Source organism: uncultured Draconibacterium sp. (genome assembly GCF_913060805.1).
Taxonomy (GTDB): domain Bacteria; phylum Bacteroidota; class Bacteroidia; order Bacteroidales; family Prolixibacteraceae; genus Draconibacterium.
Window position 1 is genome coordinate 1 of record NZ_CAJXTC010000055.1, and the last position, 22,072, is coordinate 22,072.

The 22,072-nt window shown below is 42.8% G+C and carries 20 protein-coding genes and 2 tRNA genes; 9 read left to right on the top strand and 13 right to left on the bottom strand.

What is annotated here, in order from left to right:
• Window positions 1-208, top strand: a 208-nt coding sequence (locus QZ576_RS21175) for a hypothetical protein (RefSeq protein ID WP_297101242.1), incomplete at its 5' end; no start/stop codon positions are given.
• 525 nt (window positions 209-733) lie between these two features.
• On the opposite strand, the gene QZ576_RS21180 is transcribed toward QZ576_RS21175, so the two are convergent.
• Both QZ576_RS21180 and QZ576_RS21185 read right to left on the bottom strand, forming a co-directional pair.
• On the bottom strand, window positions 734-1,372 hold the full coding sequence (locus tag QZ576_RS21180; RefSeq protein WP_297101246.1) for an O-methyltransferase: 639 nt from the start codon (window positions 1,370-1,372) through the stop codon (window positions 734-736).
• Between the two features lie 5 nt (window positions 1,373-1,377).
• Window positions 1,378-2,607, bottom strand: a complete 1,230-nt coding sequence (locus tag QZ576_RS21185) for a pitrilysin family protein (RefSeq protein WP_297101249.1) — start codon at window positions 2,605-2,607, stop codon at window positions 1,378-1,380.
• Between the two features lie 389 nt (window positions 2,608-2,996).
• Between QZ576_RS21185 and QZ576_RS21190 the strand changes: the two genes are divergently transcribed.
• Window positions 2,997-3,069 (top strand) — tRNA-Phe (locus QZ576_RS21190).
• Window positions 3,070-3,685: 616 nt separating this feature from the next.
• On the opposite strand, the gene QZ576_RS21195 is transcribed toward QZ576_RS21190, so the two are convergent.
• The 3 genes from QZ576_RS21195 to QZ576_RS21205 form a co-directional block, all read right to left on the bottom strand.
• Window positions 3,686-4,231 (bottom strand): hypothetical protein, encoded by a 546-nt coding sequence (locus QZ576_RS21195; protein ID WP_297101251.1) that lies wholly within the window; start codon window positions 4,229-4,231, stop codon window positions 3,686-3,688.
• Between the two features lie 794 nt (window positions 4,232-5,025).
• Window positions 5,026-6,084: a TIGR04133 family radical SAM/SPASM protein gene (locus tag QZ576_RS21200; protein ID WP_297101254.1), complete on the bottom strand. Its 1,059-nt coding sequence runs from the start codon at window positions 6,082-6,084 to the stop codon at window positions 5,026-5,028.
• Window positions 6,081-6,452 (bottom strand): hypothetical protein, encoded by a 372-nt coding sequence (locus tag QZ576_RS21205; protein WP_163322216.1) that lies wholly within the window; start codon window positions 6,450-6,452, stop codon window positions 6,081-6,083. Before QZ576_RS21205 ends, QZ576_RS21200 begins: the two co-directional genes overlap by 4 nt.
• A 230-nt stretch (window positions 6,453-6,682) precedes the next feature.
• Between QZ576_RS21205 and QZ576_RS21210 the strand changes: the two genes are divergently transcribed.
• Complete coding sequence (locus QZ576_RS21210) at window positions 6,683-7,435, top strand: hypothetical protein (protein ID WP_297101261.1); 753 nt, start codon at window positions 6,683-6,685, stop codon at window positions 7,433-7,435.
• A gap of 16 nt (window positions 7,436-7,451) precedes the next feature.
• Here QZ576_RS21210 and QZ576_RS21215 read toward each other — a convergent pair whose 3' ends face one another.
• On the bottom strand, window positions 7,452-8,354 hold the full coding sequence (locus QZ576_RS21215; RefSeq protein WP_297101263.1) for a peptidylprolyl isomerase: 903 nt from the start codon (window positions 8,352-8,354) through the stop codon (window positions 7,452-7,454).
• 86 nt (window positions 8,355-8,440) lie between these two features.
• The gene (locus QZ576_RS21220) at window positions 8,441-8,836 is read right to left on the bottom strand and encodes a response regulator (RefSeq protein ID WP_297101266.1); all 396 of its coding nucleotides are present in this window, start codon (window positions 8,834-8,836) and stop codon (window positions 8,441-8,443) included.
• A 195-nt stretch (window positions 8,837-9,031) separates the two neighbouring features.
• On the opposite strand from QZ576_RS21220, the gene QZ576_RS21225 reads away from it, so the two are divergent.
• The gene (locus QZ576_RS21225) at window positions 9,032-9,982 is read left to right on the top strand and encodes a D-2-hydroxyacid dehydrogenase (RefSeq protein WP_297101269.1); all 951 of its coding nucleotides are present in this window, start codon (window positions 9,032-9,034) and stop codon (window positions 9,980-9,982) included.
• A 98-nt stretch (window positions 9,983-10,080) separates the two neighbouring features.
• Window positions 10,081-10,581: a hypothetical protein gene (locus QZ576_RS21230; protein ID WP_297101272.1), complete on the top strand. Its 501-nt coding sequence runs from the start codon at window positions 10,081-10,083 to the stop codon at window positions 10,579-10,581.
• Here QZ576_RS21230 and QZ576_RS21235 read toward each other — a convergent pair.
• Window positions 10,540-10,965 (bottom strand): (deoxy)nucleoside triphosphate pyrophosphohydrolase, encoded by a 426-nt coding sequence (locus QZ576_RS21235; RefSeq protein ID WP_297101275.1) that lies wholly within the window; start codon window positions 10,963-10,965, stop codon window positions 10,540-10,542. The genes QZ576_RS21230 and QZ576_RS21235 overlap by 42 nt on opposite strands.
• A 65-nt stretch (window positions 10,966-11,030) precedes the next feature.
• On the opposite strand from QZ576_RS21235, the gene QZ576_RS21240 reads away from it, so the two are divergent.
• Window positions 11,031-11,567 (top strand): hypothetical protein, encoded by a 537-nt coding sequence (locus QZ576_RS21240; RefSeq protein ID WP_297101278.1) that lies wholly within the window; start codon window positions 11,031-11,033, stop codon window positions 11,565-11,567.
• Here the strand turns inward: QZ576_RS21240 and QZ576_RS21245 are convergent.
• Window positions 11,564-14,632 carry a DUF2723 domain-containing protein gene (locus tag QZ576_RS21245; RefSeq protein ID WP_297101281.1) on the bottom strand — a complete coding sequence of 1,023 codons (3,069 nt, stop codon included), beginning with the start codon at window positions 14,630-14,632 and terminating at the stop codon, window positions 11,564-11,566. The genes QZ576_RS21240 and QZ576_RS21245 overlap by 4 nt on opposite strands.
• A gap of 183 nt (window positions 14,633-14,815) precedes the next feature.
• Here QZ576_RS21245 and QZ576_RS21250 point away from each other — a divergent pair.
• Window positions 14,816-14,891: transfer RNA gene (locus QZ576_RS21250), tRNA-Gln, on the top strand.
• A gap of 145 nt (window positions 14,892-15,036) precedes the next feature.
• On the opposite strand, the gene QZ576_RS21255 is transcribed toward QZ576_RS21250, so the two are convergent.
• The 4 genes from QZ576_RS21255 to carA form a co-directional block, all read right to left on the bottom strand.
• Window positions 15,037-15,963, bottom strand: a complete 927-nt coding sequence (locus QZ576_RS21255) for a DUF4369 domain-containing protein (protein ID WP_297101284.1) — start codon at window positions 15,961-15,963, stop codon at window positions 15,037-15,039.
• A 193-nt stretch (window positions 15,964-16,156) separates the two neighbouring features.
• Window positions 16,157-19,390, bottom strand: coding sequence for a carbamoyl-phosphate synthase (glutamine-hydrolyzing) large subunit (carB, locus tag QZ576_RS21260; protein ID WP_297101287.1), 3,234 nt, complete (start codon window positions 19,388-19,390; stop codon window positions 16,157-16,159).
• A gap of 63 nt (window positions 19,391-19,453) precedes the next feature.
• Window positions 19,454-19,828, bottom strand: a complete 375-nt coding sequence (locus QZ576_RS21265) for a four helix bundle protein (protein ID WP_297101290.1) — start codon at window positions 19,826-19,828, stop codon at window positions 19,454-19,456.
• 31 nt (window positions 19,829-19,859) lie between these two features.
• Window positions 19,860-20,939: a glutamine-hydrolyzing carbamoyl-phosphate synthase small subunit gene (gene carA / locus QZ576_RS21270; RefSeq protein ID WP_297101293.1), complete on the bottom strand. Its 1,080-nt coding sequence runs from the start codon at window positions 20,937-20,939 to the stop codon at window positions 19,860-19,862.
• Between the two features lie 220 nt (window positions 20,940-21,159).
• Here carA and argR point away from each other — a divergent pair, with 220 nt between their 5' ends.
• Window positions 21,160-21,645 carry an arginine repressor gene (argR, locus tag QZ576_RS21275; RefSeq protein ID WP_297101295.1) on the top strand — a complete coding sequence of 162 codons (486 nt, stop codon included), beginning with the start codon at window positions 21,160-21,162 and terminating at the stop codon, window positions 21,643-21,645.
• Window positions 21,646-21,653: 8 nt separating this feature from the next.
• Window positions 21,654-22,072 (top strand): GNAT family N-acetyltransferase (locus QZ576_RS21280; RefSeq protein WP_297101298.1); only part of this gene is annotated, 419 nt, incomplete at its 3' end.

Genomic DNA, 22,072 nt, shown 5'->3' on the forward strand with positions numbered 1-22,072 from the left:
ACGCAACAACCGGGGAACCAACAAAAAGGGAGGCCGGAATTTCGAGAATAAGAGCAACACTCCGCAAAACAAACAAAACGCTTCAGAAGCTGGAGATAAAAACAAAAGACCAAACAAACGAAGGAATAACAATCCGAACAGAAAGCGGAAACCGGGGTTTCAGGCTAAAAAGGCACAACCGGCATCGGGGAATAATAATTCCAACTAAGGAATTGAGTTGATAAAATTTCGAGTTCTCAATATAAGTAACCGAGCATAAGAAATCAGCTTTTGGCCTTATCAGGCGGATTCTACTCTTTGGCTTAGCCCAAAGAGTAGACACAAAACCCAAGGCTGCGCCCGCTTCTCTCGGAAAAGCTACGCGATGCCGTCTAAAATTCCTGAAACTCCCCCCGAAACTTCGGGGCTCCTCAAACATCAGTAATTTTTTAACGCCGTCACCGCTTGTTTTCCGGCTCACCGGCCGAGGCCGAAGCTTCGAAGCTACACTTATCATTGCAAACGCAACATTAGCGGAACGGCCTCTTTGGGTCTTTGCCCGGAGTTGAAATAAAGCCTTAGTGAGAGCGGGAAGCTCCGAAGAATTGAGGAGATCACCCGTCCGAACTTGGGTTTTATGAAAACGTAGGGGAAGGACCAAAAGCAGCCTTGACTTTTTTGCTTCGTTTTTGTGTCAAAACAAAAATGAAGGCCGCCGGCAGGCAAAAGTTACAATGGGTTAGGAATGTTAAGGTTATTTCTTACGAATAACAGTCATGCCATCGCGAAGCGGAAGGATGACTTTTTCAACCCTGTCGTCGTTTTTAATCAGCTTATTGAATTCAAGAATACCAATGGTCTGACGATCATCGAAACGGGGTTTATCCAGTACTTTCCCGCTCCAAAGGGTATTGTCTGCAATGAGGTAGCCACCAGACTGCATTTTATCAATCAGTAGCTGATAGTACTGCACATACTCGCGTTTATCAGCGTCGATAAAAACCAGATCGAACGATTGACCGAGCGAAGGAATCAGTTCTGTGGCAGCCCCTATTTTTTGCTCGATTAAATGTGCCACTCCTGCCTTTTCAAAATATTTAGCAGCCAGTGCCTCCAACTCATCATCAACTTCAATAGTAATCAGTTTGCCATCTTCAGGCAATGCTTTTGCCAGGCAGATGGCCGAATAACCAGTAAAAGTTCCCAGCTCTAGAATCGTTTTCGGGCGAATCATTTTTGCCAGCATCGTGAGTACCTGTCCCTGCAAATGCCCCGATATCATACGGGCACCCAACACTTTCAGGTTAGTTTCACGATCCAGTTCCGTTAACACCGGATCTTCCTCATCGATATGATCCAAAATATATTGATGCAATGCCTTCTGCCTGTCCATTCTTTCTATTTATAAATCAACGTACTCATCTGGTTTTTGTCCAAAACGATGTTTGCCACTTCCATAATATCCTCGGCACTAATCGCCTCAATTTTTTTGAAGATCACACGCAGCGGATCCACCTTATCAAAAAGCATAAAACTTTTCCCGATGGTGAGCATCATATCTTCGCGGCTTTCGGTTGAAATGGCAATCTGCCCTATCAACTGCTTTTTTGCACGGCTTAACTGAACGGCTCCCATCTTCTTGTCGCGCAGCAAGTCAAACTCTTTATGCACCAGCGCCACCGCTTTATTCAGGTTTTCTTTGTCGGTTCCGAAATACACGTTAAACAAACCTGTATCGGAATAAGCTGTGTAGGCCGACTCCACGTTGTATGCCATTCCGCGACGTTCGCGCATGGCTAGGTTTAAACGCGAGTTTAGCGCCTGTCCGCCCAGTACATTGTTCAGCAAAACCATGGCAATACGCTTTGGATCTTTAAAATCGAAAGCCAGATTACCCATCACGCAGTGCGCCTGAAAAGTATCTTTTATTACCGTTTTTGATTGCGGCTGGTAATTCACAAACTGCTCTCTCTTCAACTGTCGTAAACTTTGCTCCACCTCGCCAAAATACTTCTCCAGCATTTTTAGCAAAGCCGCAAAATCGATATTCCCCACCGAACTGATCACCATTTGATCGGTATGGTAGTTATTGGCAATAAAATTGAAAATCATATCGCGGTTAAAAGAACGCAGCTTTTCTTTTGTGCCTAAAATATTGCGGGCAATGGGATGGCCATCAAAAACCTGCTCTTCAAATTCATCAAAGATCAATTCCGACGGCGTATCGTAATACGAATTTATTTCCTCAACCACCACCTCTTTTTCGAGTTTAAGCTCTTTCTCGGGGTAAGTGCTGTTGAAAAGGATATCGCTCAGCAATTCGGCCGTGCGCTCGTAATGCTCGCTTAAAAACGTAGCGTACAGCACGGTTTCTTCTTTTGTGGTATAGGCATTCAGCTCGCCGCCAACACCCTCGATACGGCTCAACACGTGAAACGACTTGCGTTTTTTTGTGCCCTTAAAAACCGAGTGCTCGATAAAGTGTGCCAGGCCATGTTCATCCTCCTTTTCGTCGCGCGATCCGGTATTTATTAAAACCCCCAGATGCCCCACCGGCGAATCGGTTTCCTGATGAATTATTCGAATGCCGTTATGTAATGTATGTATCAGATAATCAGTATCAACCATTGTCTTTTAAACTAATCGTGCAAAAGTATAAAAAGTATTGGATTGCAGGCACATACCGTATACAAAACGCATGAAAGGATTCTATGTAAAATCGAAAACATCGATGATAGTACGAAATTTCCGGATGATTATACCGGAATTCATTTTGCTCCTAATCTGCAAAAAGAAGGGAATCGTCACCTATCGGAGGACTTAGAGGGTCAAGTAATTCTGTTTCAAATAAAAACGCATAAAAAAGACGAAACACATAAACCCACACGGAATTCCGTGAGCTGAAAAAATCAATTTTTTTTCACTTTTTTTTGTGTTGAACTTTGTGATTTTAAAAAAATGTATACTTTTGCAACACCAAAATAAAGGGGGTGCTACTTAAAGCCCAACTTTAGAAAGGTGCCATAGCTCAGTTGGTAGAGCAACGGACTGAAAATCCGTGTGTCCCTGGTTCGATTCCAGGTGGCACCACAAAAGGGAAAAACATTGTTTTTCCCTTTTGTTTTTTATACGCCTTCGGAATCTAGTAATAAAACATTACCCCTTTGTCTGTCGACATTTTCCCTTAAAAAGGGGAAACAACTGTAATGTTTGGTCATTGGCTTTGATGTAAAGTTAAGGAGATTGCTTCTCCCGATTCGTTTCACTCATCGGTGTCGCACCTATTTATTATAGGTACAAGGCAGCGGACAGTAGTGAATCGTGCCGTAACGAATTCGTTCATTGTCCGCTGCCCTATTTTGCTAATTTATGTCGTCGTTGCGATCCCGATCCAGTTCGCTGGCATCGGGAGAAGCAATCTCACCAAAATTGCGGTGCAAGCCACCAACAAACCCGAACAACTTCCCGATTGCACCGCTTTATTCGCTGCGCTCATTACCCCGCCTTAAAAGGCGAGGCTACAGATATTTTACCCCTCCGGAGTTAACCATTGACCTTGCAAAGCCATATACAAACAGTCCCGTTAGGGACGAAAAACCGGTAAAACGATGCACTAAACTAAAATAAGTCCCGGCGGGACGACACCTCAAATTGTTGCATCAAAAAGATCACATCCCGAAGTTTCGGGAAGCTCCAACGGTGTTTTTTAATGCCCCGGTTGTATCTCAACAGGAATATCACTGATTACGTTGTGGATATGAAATAGCGATTGAATGACGGGATCAGCTTCAACCACTAACATCCCCACATTCTCTATTATATCGCTTACATTTTCCGGATAAATGGCTCCTAAGGCTAAAAGCCGGGCTTGAACCTTTGCAGGATGTGATCCGGTAATCCGGCTAAATTCTTTTTCGATACACCGAATGAATTTCGTTTGTGTTGGATTTAGCAGCGTAGCAAATTTATTATCAGAGGCATAGGTGACCTTTACCTTCTCGAAGGCTAAATTTTTATAGTGGTTATCGTCCACCGAGACGATAATATCTAAATTAAATTCATCTCCTTTTTCGATCGGGCTACCATCCTCTTTCCAGGCTTTGTAGCCAATTTTTAATTTACTGTTCAGCTCCTCATTTATAGTATCGATTAAAGCCTGTGTTTGATTTGCATGAGCCATCGGTTTAATTTTTCCCGGAATCGGAATATTGATTATTCGTTGACTTGTTTTAATGTTACTTGTTGGATTCATGGCTATTGATTTAAAGTTTTAACTGTTAGAAACTACGGTCGGTAAAAATGATCATTGCAAGACGCAGTAGGCTTTGTTTTATACGCATTGAGGAGTATTCTGTTACACCGGTAACGGGCAGCGGACAAGCCCGACAATTTCGAAATTGCACCGCTATAACCGCTACCCTCATTACCCCTTCTTAAAAAACCGACGGTGTATTCACAGATTTATTTGGAGCCATTTTTACAGTAGGTTTTAAATATGCGGCGCAAAGAGTGCCTCTATTTCAAACCACAGTAGCAATTGCGCCTTTGTCTATTTTGCTTCAATTCCCAGGGTCGCGCTTCCTTCGGTCGCTTACCCTGGGTTAATTGATTACGCACCTTTGGTGCTTTAAGCCCCGAATGGGGCGACATTCAATAACCCGGTGCGTGTGGCTGAGTTTACGAAGCCACTAAGCGCCGGGTAGCGGAGCTACAAAAAATCGTACGGCGAATAAAATTGATCCGGATTGCCCGCTTGTTCCGAACGAAAAATTGCTAGAGAAACATTGAAAATGTGAATTCTCTATTTGTGTGTACACCGTTGCCTTAAAAGACGGCCTGTCCCGACTGACCACGGGGAACGTCGGGAGGCTATAGATATTTCATCCCTCCGGGATTAAAACACACTCAGCTTATCTATGGATAAAAACACTCCCGGCAGGGACAATAGAGCGGTAGCATGAAACGGAAATATAAAAATAAGTCCCGGCGGGACGACATCTTTTACAATCAAATCGCATCACGAGATTTCCAGGACGATACCGAAGACTAAACACTCCCCTGTTCAATTTTCTGATGATGGCAAACCAAAACATTCTGTTTGTTGCCGTGCCAGTTATGGAATCCATTTCCCTGGCAATCGTTGTACTCGCGGCATGATTTACATTGCCCTGTTTTTGTCCAGCTGCGATTTCGGAAAGGTTGAAATTTCTTTTGCCACACCTCGTAGAAATTGTCGGTGTAAATATTTCCCTGCGAAAAGCTGCGGTCGATATTGGGGCATGCCGAAATGGAGCCGTCGATTAATACCGAACCAATATTTATGCCTGCCCGGCAAAAGAAAGAACTATCGCGCACCAGCGATTCGTATTTGCCCACATATCCCTCGCAGCTAAATTTCACATCAATGTCTTTTGCCTTTCGTTGCTCGGCTATAAAATCCATCAGCTCCACAAACTGTTTGTCGCTTAATTGCAAATCAGGATTGTTTGCCGCCCGGCCAATCGGAATAATGGTAAACAAGCGCCAGGCTTTTACATTTTTTGAAACCAGCAAGTCTTTAATCTGCCTCAGCTCATTAATATTCTTCTGATTTACACAGGTAACCACATCAAAGTTTAAACGCGTGGCCGAGGCAGCCAGCTCAATAGCATTTACAACTTTCTGAAAACTGGTGCTGTTATTCCTCATCCAGTTGTGCGACGCTTCCAATCCGTCGAGACTGATCGTTAATGCACCCATTCCGGCATTTAACAAGGAATAATGCCTTTCCCGGTTATACAGGTGCCCGTTTGAAACCATCGACCACCGAAATCCTCGTTTGCGAAGTTCTTTTCCACACTGTTCCAAATCGTTTCGTAACAGGGGTTCTCCACCTGTAAATACAACGGTAAAATTTGGAGCTTTATCTTCAATGGTGTCAATGGCCTTCAGAAAATCGTCGAGCGGCATGTCCTTAAAAGCACTGTCTTTTGCACAATCGCTTCCGCAGTGAATACAATTTAAATTACAGCGGGTGGTACACTCCCAAAACAAATAATTTAGTTCGTGCGCCCGGGTCTCTAACTTTTTAAATTGCCTGAAAGCATATTTCTTAAGCGAAATCATAGTTTGTCCTTCAACGCGATTTCCAGGTACACCGATTCACTTATATCCTCAACCGTTTTGAACAAATCCCGGAAAGCTCCATTTTCGTCCCCATCAATATCCTCAAATCCAATTAGTACATTTTCTTCTTTTTCCGAGTAGAACGAGAATTTCCCTTCATCATCAGTTGTGACGTAATAACTGTTATCACCGGCAACCGACACTTTAATCCCCTTTATTGGCAATCCGGTTGTTTCTGAGGTAACCTGCCCCTCAACAAGTCTATCGTATCCGAAATCCTGCGGCGTTCCGTAACACGCCTGAAAAATGAACATCGCCGATGTAAAACTGAGGCCTTTTAATACGTTTCTGATTCGATTGTTTTTCATTTTGTGCTTTTAATTGTAATGTTTCAATGGGCAACTGCTTTATTGCAATAAGAAGAACTTCATTATTTCTGCCTGCAACGGCAAAGGTTTAACTTTTGGTGCTATAAATGTAAACATCTTATGTTAAAACCAATAGGTATTTCCCGAAATTAAGCGTCTACATATTCAGAAAGTATTCAATTAAATCATAAATCCTGCTATTTTTAGGTTTGAAACTAATCAACTTAACCATGACAACTAAAACCTGTACTTCCCGTATTGGCATTGCCGCACTTCTATTCTTTTTTGTATTGAATTGCAAGGCCCAAACCAGTGTTTCGCTGCGTTCGCAATGGCTCGATCCAACCAATTTATTTACGGAAGATAAACCAACGGGCGAGTTCAGTACAGAGTTTTCGGTTGGTGGTTCGTGGAGTCTGTATTTTTACTATGCCCACGATTTAAAAAATCTGACTCCCATTTATTTGATTGGCGGAGTGAACCACACGCACGAATCGGAAAAAGCCGACAGCCTTGTTTTTGCACGACAGGAGGCGCGAATGATACCAAAGCGATCGCGGGTGATTTTTGTAAGCTACCAGTACAGCGAAACGATTGACAAGCTTTCGTGGATTCAGCCGGTAATTACCTGGAACTGGAATTTCCTCCGGAGGCCTTCAAATTCGGTTCATACGTTTACTGCCGAAATTTCTCCGTGGATGTCGATACAACGTGGCGACCGCTACCAGGACGGCGGTTTTATAAACGTGCAATACAACTACACCAAACACCTCGATAAATGGATCTTTTCGGGAAACCTGAAAACCATTGCCGTAAAAGTGGTGGAAAAAGACTGGGATGCTTTTGTTTTAGGCGAAGTCCTTGATCTTTCGGCCGAATTTGTCCCACTGAAAACAACACTTGATATCGTTCTCAACCGGCCGATAATTACCGACGAAGACAACGATCTGGGTTTTACTATCGGGATAATTAAAGAATTCTGATTACTCGCCTAGAATCTTACTTTCGCTCAATCATCGTTGCCGACAAAATGCGTACGTCGTCGATGGGTTTGTCTGCCTCATCGGTCTGAACCCGGGCAATTCGGTCGACTACATCCATTCCGGTAATCACTTCACCAAAAACGGTGTAGTTCTGGTCGAGGTGAGCCGCTCCTCCTTCGGTTTTATAAATCTCGCGGTGCTCTTCCGGAAAACGGTAAGGTTCCATTGTTGCCAACTCAATCTCCGCTAAGGAATCGAATTTGGTTTTTAAGGTTTTTATGTCAGCTTCAATTGCCTGAATCTTTAAACTGTCGGCAGGATTATCTTTGCTGTAAATGGCATCCATTTTATCAAACAGCTCCTTCAATTTTTTGTGCTCTGGTTTGTGTTCTGATTGGTTTACCACTTTATTGTAGGCCAACCAGCCATTTATTCGCTTTTCTGCCAATGCCAGTGTGCTGTCGTTATATACGCGACCTTGTATAATGGTAAACTGCGTACCATCCGAAGCGCGCTCCGGATTCTGATCATCACCCATTCGGGCAGCATTTACAGCTCCTCTTTTATGCAACAAATCCGGTCTGAATTCGGCATCGATCATATAATACCAGTCTGCACTGTCTCTTTTACTGCCCAGCCTGCCAGGTTTTGTGGTCATGTCTCCGGTTTGTATAAGAAAGTTATCGATAACGCGATGAAACGACACACTGTCGTATGCCCCCTCGTTCACCAATTTTATAAAATTATTGCGGTGAATCGGCGTTTCGTCCGACAAGCGCAAAACGATAGTTCCCATATCAGTAACCAACTGAACATCTTTCGACAAATCGCTTTTCCGCACCCCTTCTTCAATCTCCGTGTCACACGCAGCGCAAAAAAGCAAAATACACCCAACAAACAGCAGTGTTAGTTTTTTCATTATTGAATTATTAAATGGTTTTCATTAAATACCAGATTGGCTTCAGCATGAACTCCAGGAATTGCAGTCATGCCACTCTCTTCTCACTAAAAATGTTTTTCGATAACTTTTAAAAGGTCGGCTTTACGAATGGGCTTGCTTACGTAATCGTTAAAATCTTTTCCGTTAACTGCCTCGCCCTGTGTTTCGGGAGAGAAGGCCGACAAAGCGAAAATCTTCACCGCTTTATCCGATTCCCTTATATTCTTAACGGCCTCGTAACCATCCATCTCGGGCATTTTCAAATCCATTAAAATTAAATCGATATCAGAATGTTCTTTATGCAGATTTATGGCTTCCACCCCCGTTGAGGCAATAAAAAGCTCAGCGGCAATTTCGTTTAACATGTACGAAAACAACTTCTGATTAATTTTATCGTCTTCAGCCAGTAAAATTCTCAATTTTTTTGTGGCAGATTCACTGCCCGGGTTATTTGTTTCCATAGGGTTATTAGCTTTTATGGTTGTTGCAAAGCGCAGCAAAGCTGTTAATGTGCCGGGCAAAAAACCACAATTAAACTCGTCCTTATCTTATCTTTTTTGTATAACACATTAAATATAGAGCTTTCATTTTGATTCGCGAAATAACCGGGTTGCTCATTTTGTTTATTTTTGACAACAAATTAATAAATCAGCAATATGAAGATCGTTGTTTTGGATGGCTACGCACTAAATCCCGGAGACTTAAGCTGGGACGACTTAAAAGTATTGGGTGAATTGACCGTTTACGACCGTACAACACCGGAACAAACCGTTGAGCGGTCTGCAGATGCCGAAATCGTTTACACCAACAAAGTCATCCTTAACCGCGAAATCATCGAACAGCTACCTCACTTAAAGTTTATTGGCGTACTGGCAACGGGCTACAATGTTGTTGATATAACCGCCGCAAACGAAGCAGGAATTATGGTTTGTAACATTCCCGCGTACAGCACACAATCGGTGGCGCAGTTGGTTTTTGCGCACATATTGCATTTTACCAACAATGTAGGATTGCATGCCAAATCGGTTGGCAATGGAGAATGGGCAACGAGCAAAGACTTTGCCTATTGGTTGTCGCCGCAAACCGAGCTGGCCGGAAAAACGTTGGGAATTATTGGTTTCGGACAGATCGGGCAAGCCGTTGCACGCATAGCACTGGCTTTTGGCATGAAAGTTATTTTTAACAACCGCAGCCAAAAAACAACCGATCTCGATGCCCGACAAGTAGATCTTGACACCCTACTGGAGACCAGCGATTTTATCAGTATCAACTGTCCGCTAACGAGCGAAAATCAGGGATTCATAAATAAAGCGACCATCGAAAAAATGAAACCAACGGCCTTTCTGATAAACACCGGCCGCGGACCACTGATAAACGAGCAGGATCTCGCCGACGCACTAAACAATGATCAGATTGCTGGCGCCGGCCTCGATGTATTGTCGGTGGAACCTGCACTTCCTGAAAATCCATTACCTAAAGCAAAGAATTGTTTTATTACACCGCATATTGCCTGGGCAACGCTTGAAGCCCGCCAACGGTTAATGCAAATTGCTGTTGACAATCTGAAGGCTTTTATTGATGGGAAACCGATTAATGTGGTTGGCTAACATGTTTAAAAATCGTTAAGAATATATAAAGGTCGGTACAGGCTCGCAACCTTTTTAATCCCTCACGCGTTTTATCAGCACACGAAAGGGTAATTGTGTTGCTAAAAATACTACATATCGTATTACTGGCATCGGTTAAGTATATTGTTACTCTTCCTTATGCCATGATTATTGGCCTCGATTATAAGTACGCGCTTCTTGCTGTACTAACCGGGGGAATAGGCGGATTTCTGTTTTTTTATTACATCAGCAAACCCTTAAACCGTGGGTTAATGTTGTTGTGGCCGTGTTTGTGCAACGCTATTCCGAATTCAATGCGAGGACGCTACCGTAATTGGTGTATCAACAGAACAAAGAAAAAGAAAAAACGAATTTTCACCCGACGAAACCGTTTTATTACACGCATGAAATCGAACTACGGATTTTGGGGAGTTATTATTGCCACACCTGTTATTTTAACCATACCCATTGGCGCTTTTCTGGCCAATAAATACTACGCTCAACGACGGCACACCGTTTTATATATGATTTTATCAATAATCGGATGGGCAGGTGTATTATCGGGACTGGTTCATTTGTTCCCCGGTGTATTCCTTTAAACGATCGCGGTTCTCCGGCATTTGAATCAAGGCCTTATCAGCTTCAGCAAGATCAAGTTCATCCAACTCATCAAACGTCACCCATTTTACCGCGTTATGATCGTTCAGTTTTATTTTACCTGAGACATGTAAACAAACAAAGGGAATCAAACGGATGGCTTTAATTTTATAATCGTGTTCAACCGGAGAGAGCGCCTCCACAACTTCTACAGTCAGATTTAATTCTTCCTCTATTTCACGAACAACACACTCCTTTTCGGTTTCGCCCGATTTTACTTTTCCTCCGGGAAATTCCCACTGAAACGGATGATCGGAGCTTTCGTTATTTTGAGCAACAAGAATTTTCCCTTGATCGATTATTAAAGCACAGGTAACTTGAATCATTCGGTAAAAATAGAAACTTGCGGATTATTTTCTATCTTTTCTGCTCGTTATGAAATCAACCACCGATGACTGAAGAAGAACTTTTCGAACATCTCGACGCCTGGGAAAACATTGAAATCATTGCCGCGTCAATGCTAAACGACCCGACGCAGTTTAATACACTCATTCAGCTTGCCCTAAACGATACACGGCAAAAAAGCTGGCGTGCTGCTTACCTTGTCGATAAAATTCATGACGAAAAGCCGGAGCTTTTGCAACCTTATCTTCCGGCGCTGATCGAACAATTAAAAACAGAAAAGAATGCCAGCAAACGCCGTCACTGGCTAAAGCTTATCAGCATGAATAAAATTAGTGATGAGCACATTGGTTTCCTGTTTGATTATTGCATTGAAACATTTACCTCGGGCAGCGAAGCCGTGGCTGTGCGGGTGCATGCCATGCAAATTCTTTATAACATCTCCGAACTGGAACCCGACCTAAAACCGGAAGTACTGCAAATCATCGAGCAGGAAATGGAATATCATCCCACGGCCGGCATCCGGTCACGGGGTAAAAAACTGGCTACAAAACTATTTCGGCAAATTCAACAAAACGGCGGTTAAGCACCGGCTTTATTCTGGAACTTGGCAATCAATTCCTGCAACTTGGCATCCAGCTCAGCATTCAACTCATCCTGATTGTAATTTCGTGTAAGAATCACCAGGTTTCGCAAATGCGAGATCTGACGATTTTGCTCGCCCTGTATCGCTGCAGCAAGGTTGTTGGGCAACGACGCAAAATAATCAAGCATAGCAAAACAGTTATCGGCCATTATGCGCACTTTTTCATTTCCTTTTTCTATGGCTCCGGCACCGTAATACTGCCCCGCCATTTGGAACGAACTGTAATCGAGTGGCATTTTCTCATTCGGGAAAAGCTCGAACATTTTATCGGCCACCTCAATGGCTTTTTCCTTGTCTCCACGGGCCAGTAAGGCTTGCGACAAACGCGTAAACATATAACGTGCCTGCATAATATTTATCTGCTTGCGGTTGTACTCGTCCATGTGAATATCCGGATCGTTTACATTTCCCCAAACAAATTTATTCATCACGTTATCGTAAAGAATATCGGTGTCGATACGTCCGGCAGTAACACCTTGTTTTGGTGTTCTTATTGGCACAAATCGGTAGGCAAGTCCTTCAAACTGCAGCCAGTCGAGGAAGTGAATATTTCCGGTAAACACCAAACTATGATCGATATAAATCGGACGCTCCCAATTGTTGGCAGCAATCATATTCAGAACAGCCATTTCACTTTTCGTGATCATATTATCCGAAATCTTAAAACTTACTCTGTCGGCAATCTGATTGGCATCGTCAGGTTTTACAGTTCCCGAATCCAGAGCTTTTTGCTTATCAACTGTAATATGGAAATCGCGCGATGGCAGGTAGTCCAACATCGCTCCGCTGGTTACTTTTACTTTGGTTCGCACATCGTCGCTACCTAAAAACTCCATAGCTTCGCTCAATTCCACCGATCCTTTTATACGATCCTGGAAAAGCACCGCATCCATGCGCCCCATGTAGTATTTATCTTTTGTGAACGTAAATGGCACCGGATCAGCATCGTAGGTTTTAAACTGCTGCTGATTGATGTACCAGTCCATTCCCAGGTAACTGATGTTTACAATTTTAATATCGCGACGCACGCCTTCCACTTCCTGCACATACCACAGCGGGAAAGTATCGTTATCGCCATAGGTGAACAAGATGGCATTTGGCGCACACGACTCGAGGTAGTTTTTGGCATAATCTCGTGTCATATATTTTCCTGAGCGGTCGTGATCGTCCCAGTTTTGCGACGCAAGTACACCCGGCACGGCAACCACCGAAATTACGGTAGCCAGCACTGCTCCCGGCGCTCCTTTAAGTACTTTCTTTAATCCGGCGTGAATAGCCAACACTCCTAAACCAATCCAAATGGCAAAAGCATAAAACGAGCCGGCATAAGCATAATCACGTTCGCGCGGCTGGTACGGATACTGGTTAAGGTAAACCACAATGGCAAGACCGGTGAGGATAAACAGCAGCATGGTAACGGCAAATGTTTCTTTACCTTTTTTGCCCTGGTTATACTGAAAGAACAAGCCCAGAAGTCCGAGCAACAGTGGCAAAAAGTAATATACGTTTCTGCTCGGATCATTTTTCATCCACTCGGGCATATTATCGCGCGGCCCGGTTTTGGGTTCATCGATAAACGAAATACCGCTTACCCAGTTCCCGTTCTCAAAACTGCCGTGGCCTTGAATATCGTTTTGCCGCCCCACAAAGTTCCACATGAAATAGCGCATGTACATGTGCCCAATCTGGTAACTGAAAAAGAAGCGTAGGTTTTCGCCAAAAGTTGGCTTTTGCAGCGTTTTCACTTCGCCACGTTCGCGCACCCTAACCGGAGTACCTTTTACTTTTCCCCAGTCTTTGTAGGCCTGAATGTGGTTTGCTTTGTCGCTGTACATACGCGGGAAGAAAGTCTCCATTTTGGGCTCATACACTGAACCACCCGGCATTGATCCGGTAATTTCATATTTCCCGTCAACTTTATTGTATTGATCTTTTGGATCTTTTGTTCCAATACGCGGCGCATTGTAATACGGTCCTTTCGCCAGCGGGCGGTCGCCATACTGTTCGCGGTTCAGGTAACGAACCAGTGAAAAGGCATTATCCGGGCTATTCTGGTTCATTGGCGGATTTGCCGATGCACGAATAACGATCAACGCAAACGACGAATAACCGATCAGAATCACAATAACCATTGTAAGCGCGGTGTTCAGCACTACCTTGTTTCGTTTTCGGGTGTAATTGATTCCCCAAACGGAGCCGGCAACCAACAAGGCGCCCATAAACAATATTCCCGAGTTAAATGGCAATCCGAATGCATTCACAAAAATGCGGTCGAAAACAAACGCAATACGTGGCACTCCTGGTATAATTCCATACTGAATACCCAGCAAAATACCCATCGACGCTGCCAGCGCGTAGATCACACCTTTCCACGAGAATTCGTATTTCTTGAAATAATAAACCAATCCGATGGCCGGAATAGCCAGCAAGTTCAGCAAGTGAACGCCAATTGACAAGCCCATTAAATAGGCGATAAGCACCAACCAGCGGTTTGCATATTTTTCGTGCGCTACATTTTCCCATTTCAAAATGGCCCAAAATACCATGGCCGTAAACAACGACGATAGTGCATAAACCTCGCCTTCTACTGCCGAAAACCAAAACGAATCGGTGAAAGTAAAAGCCAGCGCTCCCACCAAACCACTTCCCCATACGGCAATTTGTTCGCCGTTGCTTAGTTTATCCTCCGAAAAAAGTTTGCGGGCAAGATGTACGATCGTCCAGTACAGAAACATGATAGTGGCAGCACTTGCAATGGCCGACAACGAATTAACCATAACCGCAGCCTTGGTGACATCGGGAGCAAACAACGTAAATATCCGTCCCAAAATCATAAATGTAGGCGCACCCGGCGGGTGACCAACTTCCAGTTTAAAAGCGCTTGTTATAAATTCGCCACAATCCCACCAGCTAACAGTGGGTTCGAGAGTAGCAAAATAAGTTATACAAGCGACGATAAAAACAAGCCAACCAAGAATGTTATTGATTAATTTTGTGTGTTGCATGATCTGCATTTAATTTTTGAACAAAGGCAAATATAAGCTTTTATACAAGAATGCTGCGAACATAATTCTCAAAAAGCATTTCACCTTTTTTTCGAAAGAGGGAATTTTTTTTTGCCCAGATATTGCAGAATAAAATTTTTTTATACTTTTGCACCGTCTTTAACGAAAAGACACAATAAGGACTGACCCATGGTGTAATTGGCAACACGTCTGATTTTGGTTCAGAAGAGTCCAGGTTCGAGCCCTGGTGGGTCAACCACGAAAGCCTGCAGTTTTACTGCGGGCTTTTTTTATGGGCGAAAAAATCACACAAAAAAAGCCAGTCAAATTAAAGACCAGCTCCTACAAAATCTTGCATTTAAACACCAAATAGCTGAATACGAAAAGTATCAGCTTGGTAATTCCTAATATCTATCTTCAATGTAAGCAATCAGTTTATCCATTTTTAATTGCTCAAATCCATCAACCATATAATCGAGAATAAACTTGTGCACCTTTTCATTCTGGTTTGTATTCGCTACTATTTTATCAATAGCTTTTTCGTATTCCGCTTCACGTTGCTCTGGTGTGAATTCCTTATCATTACAAAACACCAGGTAATTGAATACTTTATCTGAATAAGCCGAGGAGTTTATTAAAGCCTCATTCGAAAAATCAAGCCCGTTAAAGTAGTTGGCCTTAAAGTCATCATCCCGCTGCTCTGCCGACAAATAACCATCACGAAAAGGCTCTGAATACATTTTAATCAGTTCTGCGGCATAAGTGCCGGAAGCATTATTTACTGCTTGTTTTATAAATGATTCCCGGTCCATCTGAAGCTGATTAAACTCGTTAGCTTTCATTGTCGCATTCGAGGTGTCTTTTTTTGCCCAAAAATAGTCCACTTCCTTTTCCATGAGCTGGAGTTCCTCCTTCAGGATTTTTTCCTTTTCAATAAAATCATACCAAATCCTATTCTCTTCCGATTGAACCACATTCAGCTTAGCTAAAGGATCATTAAAATCAGTTTCAAGATGAACATCTTCGTTCTTGTAAATAAAATCAAGTTGCTGAGGAGCTTTGTCCATCACTTTGGCGTACGCAGTTTGACCAAGAATAATCCGATACACTCCAATCGGCGCGGATGATGGGAGCTGAAATTTAATGGTACTATTTACCACCTCAGTAGAGTCAATTGCGATAAAATCATCGCCCTTTACTGATCCAAGAACAATTTTATTATCGGGCTGATTGCTTATTTGAATGGTAATTTCGTACGACTGAGCAGAGGCGTTAAAAATTAGACTTACAAAGAAGAACACGCTTGAGAATATATATTTCAATTCTTTCATTTTATTGTCATTTACGAACTATAAAGTTAGAGGAATTATTTTTTCATAATAATTTTATTGCGAGAGAAAATTCTGTATTTCCTACGTTTTAATCTTCTAAACAGAGATTCGTCCTTGAATACGCTAAAACGGTTACTATAAAAAAAAGCTCCGACCAACGGCCGGAGCTTTTCTATTATCGAAATAAAGTGCTCTACTCTTTGTATTCGTCCCAGCTCACTACTTTAATATCCTCGAGGCTGTATTTGCAAATTCCGTAAAGGAATGCACTTGCAACACGAGCATTGGTAATTAGTGGGATGTTATAATCGATTGCACTACGACGAATCGTATAACCATTTTTCAACTCGCGGTTGGTATGGTTTTTCGGGATATTAACCACCAGGTCGATCTTTTTATTCTTGATCATCTCAATGGTATTTGGCGACTGATCTTCCTCATCAGGCCAGTGCACCAGCGTATTTTCAATGCCGTTATCGCGGAAAAACTTATGCGTTCCTTCAGTAGCAAAAATGTTGTAGCCTTTTTCAACCAACAATCGGGTACTGTTCAGCAACTCCAGTTTACCTCGCGATGGTCCTGACGAAATCAGGATGTTCTTTTTCGGGAAGTTGTATCCCACCGACATCATCGCTTTCAGAATGGCCTCGTAGTAGGTTTCGCCAATACATCCAACCTCTCCGGTCGACGACATATCAACACCTAAAACAGGGTCGGCTTTCAGCAATCGTGCAAACGAGAATTGCGGTGCTTTAACACCTACATAATCCAGTTCGAACAATGATTTATCCGGCTTCGGCACATCGATTCCCAACATTACTTTCGTGGCGATTTCGATCAGGTTCAATTTCATCACCTTCGAAACAAACGGGAAGCTTCGCGATGCGCGCAGGTTACACTCAATAACTTTTATGTCGTTATCTTTTGCCAGGAACTGCATATTGAAAGGCCCGGTAATTTCCAGTCCTTTTGCAATCTGACGAGCAATTTTCTTCACCCTGCGAATGGTCTCAACATATAGTTTTTGCGGCGGGAAAACGATGGTAGCATCGCCCGAGTGAACTCCGGCAAACTCCACGTGCTCCGAAATGGCATAAGCAACCATTTCGCCTTTATTAGCCACTGCATCAATCTCAATTTCTTTGGCCTGCTCGATAAACTCGGTAACTACCACCGGATGTTCTTTCGAAACATTGGCTGCCATTTCAAGGAAATGTTCCAGCTGATCAGGGTTCGAAACCACGTTCATTGCAGCACCCGAAAGTACGTACGATGGACGAATCAACACCGGATAACCTACCTCGTCAACAAACTTGTGAATTTCTTCGATGGTTGACAGGCGTGCCCAGCGTGGCTGATCTACTCCAAGATCATCAAGTAATGAAGAGAATTTCTCGCGGTCCTCGGCATTGTCGATCTTTTTGGCTGATGTTCCAAGAATCGGCACATTTTGGCCGTCGAGTTTCATGGCCAGGTTATTCGGAATCTGACCACCCATTGAAACCACAACTCCGTGCGGATTCTCCAGGTCGTAAACATCCATTACGCGCTCAAAAGTCAGCTCATCAAAATAAAGTCTGTCGCAGGTATCGTAATCCGTACTCACCGTTTCCGGATTGTAATTGATCATTACCGAACGGTAACCTTGTTCTTTAATCGTGTTGATGGTGTTTACACTACACCAATCAAACTCCACCGAACTTCCGATGCGGTAAGCACCCGAACCGAGCACCATTACCGATTTATGATCGCCCAGATAATTGACGTCATTTTCGGTACCGTTGTGTGTCAGGTACAGGTAGTTGGTCTGTGCAGGATATTCACCTGCCAGCGTATCAATTTGTTTTACCACCGGAACAATACCGTTCGCTTTACGGAAAGCTCTAACTTTCAGAATATCCTCGTTGATATTCACATTCTTACTCCTCAGCACTAATCTTGCTATCTGGAAATCGGAATAACCGGCTTGTTTTGAAGCTTTCAAAAGCGGAATTGGCAATTCCTCCAATTCCTTAAATTTTTTCAGCTCCAGTTTTATTTTGTAAATGTTATTCAGCTTCTGCAGGAACCAGCGATCGATTTTTGTTTTCTCGTGAATCTGATCGATCGAGTAACCTTTATTAAATGCCTCGGCAATGGCAAAAATTCGGCGGTCGGTAGGATTTGTTAACTCCTCCTCGATTCCTTCGATGGTAATCTCCTCTCTGTTGGCCACAAAACCGTGCATTCCCAAACCAACCATCCGAATACCTTTCTGAATGGCTTCTTCGAAAGTTCGTCCGATGGCCATGATCTCGCCAACCGATTTCATCGAACTTCCAATATTTTTCGAAACGCCAACGAATTTGCTCAAATCCCAACGAGGGATCTTTACCACACAGTAGTCGAGCGCAGGCTCGAAACATGCTGTTGTTACTTTGGTAACCGAGTTTTTAAGTTGATGTAAGCCGTAACCCAGACCCAATTTTGCTGCAACAAACGCCAACGGATAACCGGTAGCTTTCGATGCCAGTGCCGACGAACGCGACAGACGGGCGTTCACCTCAATTACACGATAATCTTCTGAGTAAGGATCGAGTGCAAACTGTACGTTACATTCTCCAACTACTCCAACCCTGCGAATAATCTTAATTGATATTTCGCGTAGTTTGTGGTACTCAGAGTTCGACATTGTTTGCGATGGAGCTACAACGATACTTTCGCCGGTGTGAATTCCCAGCGGGTCGAAGTTCTCCATATTACAAACGGTAATACAGTTGTCGTATTTATCGCGAACTACCTCGTACTCTACTTCTTTCCATCCTTTAATCGATTCTTCAACCAGAATTTGTGGCGAGTATGAAAATGCGCTTCCAGCCAGTTTTTCCAGCTCATCTTCATTTTCGCAGAAACCGGATCCTAAACCACCCAGCGTGTAGGCTGCACGGATAATGATCGGGAATCCAACTTCTTTAGCCGCAGCTTTTGCTTCGGCCATATTTGAAGCGGCAATACTTTTTGGCGTTTTCACACCGATTTCGGCCAGCATGTTGGCAAAAATATCGCGGTCTTCCGTGTCGATAATCGACTGAACCGGCGTACCAACTACCTCAACATTGTATTTTTCGAGAACTCCCGATTCGTAAAGTGCAACCCCGCAGTTTAGCGCAGTTTGCCCACCGAATGCCAAAAGAATTCCCTGTGGTTTTTCTTTTTTAATTACCTCTTCAACAAAATGAGGCGTAACAGGCAAAAAGTAAATTTTGTCTGCAATGTCTTCAGATGTTTGAATGGTTGCAATGTTCGGATTGATAAGAACCGTTTCAACACCTTCCTCTTTCAACGCTTTAAGCGCCTGCGAACCGGAATAATCGAACTCACCGGCCTCTCCAATTTTTAGTGCTCCTGAACCAAGAACAATTGCTTTTTTAATATGTGTTTCTATCATGATATTTTTTTGAATTTCGAATATTGATTAACGAATTAAGATTTCAGATGTATCATCTCATTGTTACTTTTTATTATTCCTTTTGGCCGTTTCAATACTTTTTACGAAGATCGATATCAGTTCATTATTTTCGACATAACAATCTTCAAGCATATTCAGATTTTTAATCAGACCTGATTGTTTAATAATTTTAATCGCAACAAAAGTTTCTCTTAATTCCTTTAAACAAACACTCATTTTATGGATAAAGTCGTTTTTGCTTTCAGCACCTTGGGCTTCGCCATAATTGAGTGCAGGTGAAGTACCTGATCTAACGATTTGACCTTTCATATGATTGCCGATTGGAGTATTTGGAAGCAATTCTGCAAGCCTGATTATATTGGCTGCGAATCGAATTAATCTATCTTCCAAATCATACTTGTTCATATCTGCAATCATAAATCGTTAATCGTCATTCTGCGGTTCAATCTTATTTCTTGCTCTCTACGATGTTTTTAATGAACTCATCGAATAAAAACTCGGTATCAACCGGACCGCTCGAAGCTTCGGGGTGGAACTGAGTTGAGAAGAACGGCTTTGTTTTGTGCCTGATTCCTTCGTTGGTTTCATCGTTTACGTTCGTAAACAATGGTTCCCAGTCGCTTGGCAAAGTCTCTGTTGCAACCGCAAAACCGTGGTTCTGCGAAGTGATGTAACATTTGTTGGTTCCTTCTAACAACACCGGCTGGTTGTGGCTGCGGTGACCAAATTTCAATTTATAGGTCTCAGCACCGGCTGCACGCGCCAGCAATTGGTTACCCAGGCAAATTCCCATAATTGGTTTTCCTGTTCCAATGGTGTTTTTTATGTATTCAACAGTTGCATCGCAGTTTGCCGGGTCACCCGGGCCGTTCGAGATAAACAATCCGTCGAATTCTTCATTGGTAAAATCGTAATCCCATGGTACGCGAATTACTGTTGCTCCCCGGTTAAGCAAACAACGAATAATGTTGTTTTTCACACCGCAGTCGATCAATACTACTTTGTGCTCTCCGTCTCCGTAAACCTCGCGCTCTTTGCAGCTGGCAACGGCTACCAGGTTTTCTTTATTCGGATCGTAAAAGTCAATTTCGTCTTCAAATTCGATTTTTCCTAACATAGAACCTTTCTCACGTAAAATTTTCGTTAAGGCTCTCGTGTCGATATCGAATAAACCCGGCACTTCGTATTCTTTTAGCCAGTCGCTCAAACTTTTCTCAGCATTCCAGTGGCTAAACTCAAACGAGTAATCAGAGATTATCAGACCGGAAATGTGTAATTTGTGCGATTCATAAAACTTGTGTATTCCGTTCTCTTTTCTGTTAAAAGGAACGCCATAATTCCCAATCATTGGGTAGGTCGACACCAGGATCTGCCCGGTGTAAGATGGATCAGTCAAACTTTCCGGATACCCCGTCATTGCGGTATAAAATACGACCTCTCCGGCCACCGACTTTTCGCTTCCGAAGGATTTTCCCATAAAAACCGTCCCGTCTTCAAGCGTTAATTTTGCCTGTTTTACTTTGTACATATTCCGATTTAATAATTAAAAAAAATGCGCTTGCCCTAAAATAGTTCAAACGCATTTCAGTTATTCTTTATACTTATTTTCAAATACACTTTTTCAGCCATAATGTTAAGAACATGATATTAAAATCATTTTCCGATGCAAAAATAGAAAATATTCTGAAATTCTTACCTGTTCTTTTATAGAAATGTATATTTTTGCATTACAAATGAATATTTATTCAATGAAGAATAAAGTACAACGACAACGAGAAATCCGAAAAATAATCCAAAGAGGCAGTGTACACAGCCAGGACGAATTATTGGTTGAGCTAAAACGCCGCGGATTCGAACTGACACAAGCAACATTGTCGCGCGATTTAAAAGTGCTGCAGGTAGCTAAAGTGCCACATCCGGCCAAAGGATATGTTTATACGATTCCGGAAAACGGACAACCCGAAAGAAACAATTCGGAACATACAAACCGTATAAATTACCTGGCCGACGGATTTAAGGACATACAGTTTTCGGGCAACCTGGCAGTAATACGCACAATGCCCGGATATGCCAACAGCATTGCAGCCGTAATTGATTCGGCTAGTCCGTGGGAAATTTTAGGAACCGTTGCCGGAGACGATACTATATTAATAATACAAAGGGAAGGAATATCGAAAAATGATTTGACTGAGGCATTAATAAAAATTCTGCCAAAGCTTAACGACAAATTGTAGATCGAAGGATGAAGAGTTTAGAAAATATTAAAGTTTTAATTGCCGACGAAAATCACCTGAAATTCATCGACGACATAAACGACGCTATCGACAGTGCATCGAAACAACGGGGCACCGGTATTGCGCGTCGTACATTTGAGTACCTGTCTTCGAAGATGAAGGAAGGGAAAGCAATTATTGCCCTTGAAGGAGACACCTTTGCCGGTTTTTGTTACATAGAAACCTGGCAGGAAAAAGGTTTTGTGGCCAACTCGGGTTTAATTGTTGGTGAAGAATACCGTGGAATAGGGCTTGCAAAAGCGATTAAGAAAAAGGCTTTCGAGCTTTCGCGTAAGAAATATCCGAATTCAAAAATATTTGGTTTAACTACCGGTTTGGCGGTAATGAAAATTAACCACGAACTGGGCTACCGTCCGGTAACATTTTC